This is a genomic window from Methylobacterium sp. B1 (genome assembly GCF_000333255.1).
Classification (GTDB): Bacteria; Pseudomonadota; Alphaproteobacteria; order Rhizobiales; family Beijerinckiaceae; genus Methylobacterium; species Methylobacterium fujisawaense.
This window is the reverse complement of sequence record NZ_BACT01000457.1, coordinates 1-4,988: the sequence shown is the minus strand read 5'-3', so window position 1 is coordinate 4,988 and position 4,988 is coordinate 1. Positions and strand designations below refer to the sequence as shown.

5 protein-coding genes and 1 pseudogene are annotated in these 4,988 nt (G+C 70.2%); 4 read left to right on the top strand and 2 right to left on the bottom strand.

Annotated features, from left to right (window positions below; translation table 11 throughout):
• Both I53_RS31265 and I53_RS13325 read left to right on the top strand, forming a co-directional pair.
• Positions 1-184, top strand: a pseudogene (locus tag I53_RS31265) (hypothetical protein); the annotation flags it as partial.
• Positions 163-1,035: an alpha/beta fold hydrolase gene (locus I53_RS13325; protein ID WP_043351465.1), complete on the top strand. Its 873-nt coding sequence runs from the start codon at positions 163-165 to the stop codon at positions 1,033-1,035. The pseudogene I53_RS31265 and the gene I53_RS13325, both read left to right, overlap by 22 nt.
• A 60-nt stretch (positions 1,036-1,095) precedes the next feature.
• On the opposite strand, the gene I53_RS13320 is transcribed toward I53_RS13325, so the two are convergent.
• Positions 1,096-2,871, bottom strand: coding sequence for a glucan ABC transporter ATP-binding protein/ permease (locus tag I53_RS13320; protein WP_043351464.1), 1,776 nt, complete (start codon positions 2,869-2,871; stop codon positions 1,096-1,098).
• A gap of 283 nt (positions 2,872-3,154) precedes the next feature.
• On the opposite strand from I53_RS13320, the gene I53_RS13315 reads away from it, so the two are divergent.
• On the top strand, positions 3,155-3,928 hold the full coding sequence (locus tag I53_RS13315) for a MotA/TolQ/ExbB proton channel family protein (protein WP_043351462.1): 774 nt from the start codon (positions 3,155-3,157) through the stop codon (positions 3,926-3,928).
• A 42-nt stretch (positions 3,929-3,970) separates the two neighbouring features.
• Positions 3,971-4,804: a flagellar motor protein MotB gene (locus tag I53_RS13310; RefSeq protein ID WP_043351460.1), complete on the top strand. Its 834-nt coding sequence runs from the start codon at positions 3,971-3,973 to the stop codon at positions 4,802-4,804.
• Between the two features lie 36 nt (positions 4,805-4,840).
• Here the strand turns inward: I53_RS13310 and I53_RS35105 are convergent.
• On the bottom strand, positions 4,841-4,988 hold a 148-nt coding region (locus I53_RS35105; RefSeq protein WP_148291134.1), incomplete at its 5' end, for a CAP domain-containing protein.

Genomic DNA, 4,988 nt, shown 5'->3' with positions numbered 1-4,988 from the left:
GACCTATGGGGGTCTGGCTACCGCGATGGTGTTCCTGGTGTTCCTCTACTGGCTCGCCGCCATGTTCCTGTTCGGCGGCGAGATCAACGGCACGGTGATCGCCGCCCGCCGCAGCCGCCTGCAGGCGAAGATGCTGGCCCGCCGGGCCGAGAGGGAGGGACGATGGACCGGATCGAGCACCTGACGATCCGCGCGAACGGCGCCGATCTGCATGTGGCGCGCTGCGGCACGGGCACGCCGCTGCTGCTGCTCCACGGCTGGCCGGAATTCTGGCTGACCTGGGAGCCCGTGATGGCGCGCCTGGCCGCCCGCCACACCCTGATCGCCCCGGATCTGCGCGGCTTCGGCGACAGCGACAAGCCCGCGGGCGCCTTCGGCCCGCCGGAGCAGGCCGCCGACATGGTGGCGCTCCTCGACGCCCTCGGGATCGACCGCGCCGGCATCGTCGGCCACGATGTCGGCGGAGCGGTGATCCAGGCCCTCGCCCGGTCTCACCCGGAGCGGTGCGCCGGCCTGTTCCTGTTCGACTTCGTCTATCCGGGGATCGGCCCCCGGCTCGGGGCGCCGGACCGCCTCACCGAGATCTGGTACCAGTCTTTCAACCAGATGGACCTGGCGGTGACGCTGGTGGGCGCCAGCCGGGAGAGCTGCGCCGCCTATATCGGCCACTTCCTGCGCCACTGGTCGCACCGGACGGGAGCGTTCGACCCGGTGCTGGACGCCTTCGTGGACAATTTCCTGAAGCCCGGAAACCTCGCGGGCGGCTTCGCGCATTACCGGGCCGCCCATGCCGGGCGGATCGCGATGCTCAAGGGCGAGGCCCCGGCCCTACCGCCGATCGGCGTGCCGACCTGCGTGCGCTGGGCCGAGCACGACCCGATCTTTCCCTTCGCCTGGACCGACCGCCTGGGCGAGACCTTCTCGGATCTCGATCTGGCGCTGTTCCCGGGGGTGGGGCACTTCCCCCACCGGGAGGATCCCGACCGGGCCGCCGCGGAGATCGCGGGGTTCTTCGCGCGGATCGGGTGGGCGTGAGGGCGTCCCCTCCCCGCACGGGGAGGCGGACGGCGTGCGCGCAGCGGCGCCCGGGCAGCCTCACGCGGCCAGCGCCAGCCCCTCGTCTTCCTCCGCCTCCGCCGCCATGAACTGGGCCCGGGCGAGCTCGGCGAAGCGCCCATTCTGCCCCACCAGCTGGTCGAAGGTGCCGGCCTCGACGATCCGGCCCTCGTGGAACACCAGGATGCGGTCGGCGTCGCGGATCGTCGCGAGGCGGTGGGCGATCACGAAGGTGGTGCGGCCCTCCATCACGGTCTCCAGGGCGCCCTGGAGCTTGCGCTCGGTGGCCGCGTCCAGCGCCGAGGTCGCCTCGTCGAGGATCAGGATCGGCGGGTTCTTCAGGAGCGCCCGGGCGATCGAGAGCCGCTGGCGCTCGCCCCCCGAGAGCGACCGGCCGCGCTCGCCGATCACCGTGTCGAGCCCGGCGGGCTGGCGCGCCATGAAGGCACTGGCCTGGGCGCGCTCCAGGGCGTCGAGCATCTCGTCATCCGTGGCGTCGGGGCAGCCGACCTGCAGGTTCTCGCGGATCGAACGGGCGAACAGCATCGGCTCCTGGAACACCACGCCGATGTTGTGGCGGAGGGACGACAGGCCGACGTCGCGGATGTCCATCCCGTCGATGCGGATCGCGCCGGCGGCCGGGTCGAAGCTGCGGTGCAGGAGGCCGAGCGTCGTCGACTTGCCCGATCCGGTGGTGCCCACCAGCGCGATCGTCTCGCCGGGCTTCGCCGAGAACGAGACGCCGTCGAGCGCCTGACGCCGGCCATCGTACGAGAAGGCGACGTCCTCGAAGGTGACCTCGCCGGCAAAGCGCGCCACCTGCCGGGCCTGCGGCCGGTCGGCCACCGCCGGGACGGTGTCGTAGATCTCGAAGAACTCGGCGATCTTGGGCGCCTGCTGGAACAGGCCGTTGACGAAGCCGACCACGTGGTCGAGGCGCGCCACGAAGGCGGTGGCGAGGCTCATGAAGGCCACGACCTCGCCCACCGTGGTGGTGCCGGCCTGATAGAGCCAGATGCCGGTGACGAAGATCGCCGTCATGGTGATGGTCGCCGAGGCGCGGGTCGCCACGTTGGCGAGCGCCCACCAGGACAGGACCGGGATCTGCGCGGCGAGCAGGTTGGTGATGATGCCGCGCATCGCGTCCTTCTCGGCCTTGGCGCGGGTGAAGGACTGGATCACCGCGACGTTGCCGAGCGCGTCCGAGGCGTGGGCGGCCAGACCCGAATTGAACTCCTCGACCTGCCCCTGGAGCGCCTCGGTCCGGCGCATCACGAAGGTGGTGAGCGCCGTGAACGCCAGCACCAGCACCACCAGGATCGAGCCGAGCTGCCAGTTGATCAGGAGGGTCATCGGCAGGAGCACGCCGAGCGAGACCAGGGCGACGAGGTGGTCGCGGAAGAAGCCGAGCCACAGCCACGCCATGCCGTTGGTGCCCTCCAGCATCGCCTTCAGAACCCGGCCCGAATGGTTGGCCGAGTGGAAGGCGAGCGGCAGGTCGAGGACGTGCTCGAAGTAGCTCGCCATCGACGACAGCCGGTTGCGGTGGGCGAGCCGGTCAGCGTGGAGCGCGATGAACACGCCCGCCGCGATGGTGAAGAAGCCGAACGCCACCCAGGCGGCCAGCAGCGGCAGCATCGTGCCCATGGCGTCGCCGCCGCGCTTGAGATGGGTCAGCTGGTCGATGATCCGGCCCATCAGCAGGGGCTCGGCGAAGGCCGCGATCGCCAGGACGACGTTGGTTGCGGCCAAGCCTATGGCCAGCCGACGCTCCGCCTTCAGGAAACCCAGGACCCGCCCGTACAGACGAACCATCGTACCGCTCCGCCACCCCTGGCGCGGCCCGTGTGACCCGGGTCTCACGCCGTCTCTGACGGGTTCGCACGGCCGGCTTCAGCGCCGAATCCGGGTCAAACCCCTCTTGGGAAACGGGTATGCCAGCGCCCGCCTGAACGGGCGATGACGGACTGATACAGGTTCGAAACAGTCGCCTTTACGGTCCGTTCAGCCCGATGCCCTAGGCTCGGCACGGGCCGCCTGCGTCGCGGATGCGAGCGCGGTGCAGCTCTGTCCGGAAAGCCCGTCGGGTCATCGTCCCATGGATCTCGCAACCGGTGTCGGACTGCTGGGCGGCTTCGGCGTGGTGTTCACGCTGATCATGATCGATGGCGGCAACTTCGCCGCCTATTTCGACAAGCATGCGGTCATCGTCATCTTCGGCGGATCGGTCATGGCGACGATCATCCGCTTCCCCTTCGCCACCATCGCCCACGGCCTGCCGATGGGCCTGCGCTACGCCTTCACCATGCGCGCGGTGCGGCCGCACGACCTCATCGAGGAGATCACCACGATCGCCGAGGTGGTCCGCAAGAGCGGGCCCATGGCCCTGGAGAACGTAGAGATTTCCGACCCCTTCCTGGCGCAGGGGGCCCGCTACGTCGCCGACGGCTACGACCGCGAGTTCATCCGCGACACGATGGAGCGCGACCGCGACAACTTCCTCATGCACCTCGACGAAGGCTCGAAGATCTACCGCGCCTTCGGCGACTGCGCCCCGGCCTGGGGCATGATCGGCACGATCCTCGGCATGGTGACGATGTTCGCCAACATGTCCGATCCCTCGAAGCTCGGCCCCGCCATGGCGACCGCGCTTCTGGCCACGCTCTACGGCGCGCTCATCGCCAACCTCGTGGCCCTGCCGATCGCCGACAAGCTGCACGTGAAGCTGGAAGAGGAGGACGTCTCCCGCTCGCTCATCATCGACGGCATCCTGATGATCCGCGACCAGAGGAGCCCGACCCTCGTCCGCGAGATGCTCGTCGCCTACCTGCCGCACCACCACCGTGGGTCGTTCGAGGAGGCGGCCGCGTGACCGCCCGGACAGCCCCGGCGGAGCGCCCGCGGATGGCATGACATGGCCAGGAAGAAGCGCGGCGGCGCGCATGGCGGCCACGGCTGGTTCGTCACCTTCGCCGACCTGATGGCGCTGCTGATGAGCTTCTTCGTGATGATCGCCGCGTATTCGACGCAGGACCAGAAGAAGATGCAGATGGTGGCGGGCTCCATGCGCGACGCCTTCGGCGTGAACACGGAGTCCAAGTTCGCCGGCATCATCGAGACCGACGGCCTGCCGGCCGCCGACCGCGTGAAGCACCTGCGCGACATCCCTCCCGAGCAGGCCACCGACCGGACCACGCCGCCGCGGCTCGACAAGAGCAGCGAATTCGGCCTGACCGACACCGGCAAGCCGGAGAATTTCGGCCTCGCGGCCGCCTCCCTGCGGCAGGCCCTGCAGAGCCTGCCGGACTTCGCCGAAGTGTCGAAGAACGTCGTGATCGCCCGGACCGAGCAGGGGCTCGACGTGTCGATCGTCGACCAGGACGGGCGCTCGATGTTCCCGGAAGGCTCGACCCGGCCCAACGACCGCACCCGGCGCCTGCTGGAGAAGCTCGGCCCGGCCCTGCGCCAGATGCCGAACCGGATCGCCGTCACGGGCCACACCGCCACGGACCGCCCCGGCCGGCGTCCCGCCGCGCCCCCGTGGGACTTGTCGGCGGGCCGCGCGGTCAGCGTCCGGGAGATCCTGGCCGGCGCCGGCGTTCCGGACGACCGGTTCGCCACGGTCGCCGGCAAGGCCGACACCGAGCCGATGTTCCCCGACAACCCCTACATGCCCGCCAATCGGCGCGTGACGGTGACGCTGCTCAAGGAGGCCCCGCCGGTCCCGAACGTGAAGGGATTGCCGTGAGGACGCCGCGGCGCCGGGCCCGCCGGTCAACCGCTCCTATCGGGCGGTGAGCAGCGCCCAGTAGACCTTGTACTTCGAGCCCGGGGCGTAGGCGGTGGCGATTCCCATCCGGGTCGCTTCGGGCGCCAGCATGGTGGCGTCGTGGGGCGGGCTCTCGCGCCAGCCGGAGAAGGCTTCGGCCAGG

Excerpts from the sequence above, each read along its gene's own strand:
- I53_RS13310 (WP_043351460.1), top strand. The coding sequence starts at position 3,971 with ATGGCCAGGAAGAAGCGCGGCGGCGCGCATGGCGGCCACGGCTGGTTC.
- I53_RS13320 (WP_043351464.1), bottom strand. The coding sequence starts at position 2,871 with ATGGTTCGTCTGTACGGGCGGGTCCTGGGTTTCCTGAAGGCGGAGCGT.
- I53_RS13325 (WP_043351465.1), top strand. The coding sequence starts at position 163 with ATGGACCGGATCGAGCACCTGACGATCCGCGCGAACGGCGCCGATCTG.
- I53_RS13315 (WP_043351462.1), top strand. The coding sequence starts at position 3,155 with ATGGATCTCGCAACCGGTGTCGGACTGCTGGGCGGCTTCGGCGTGGTG.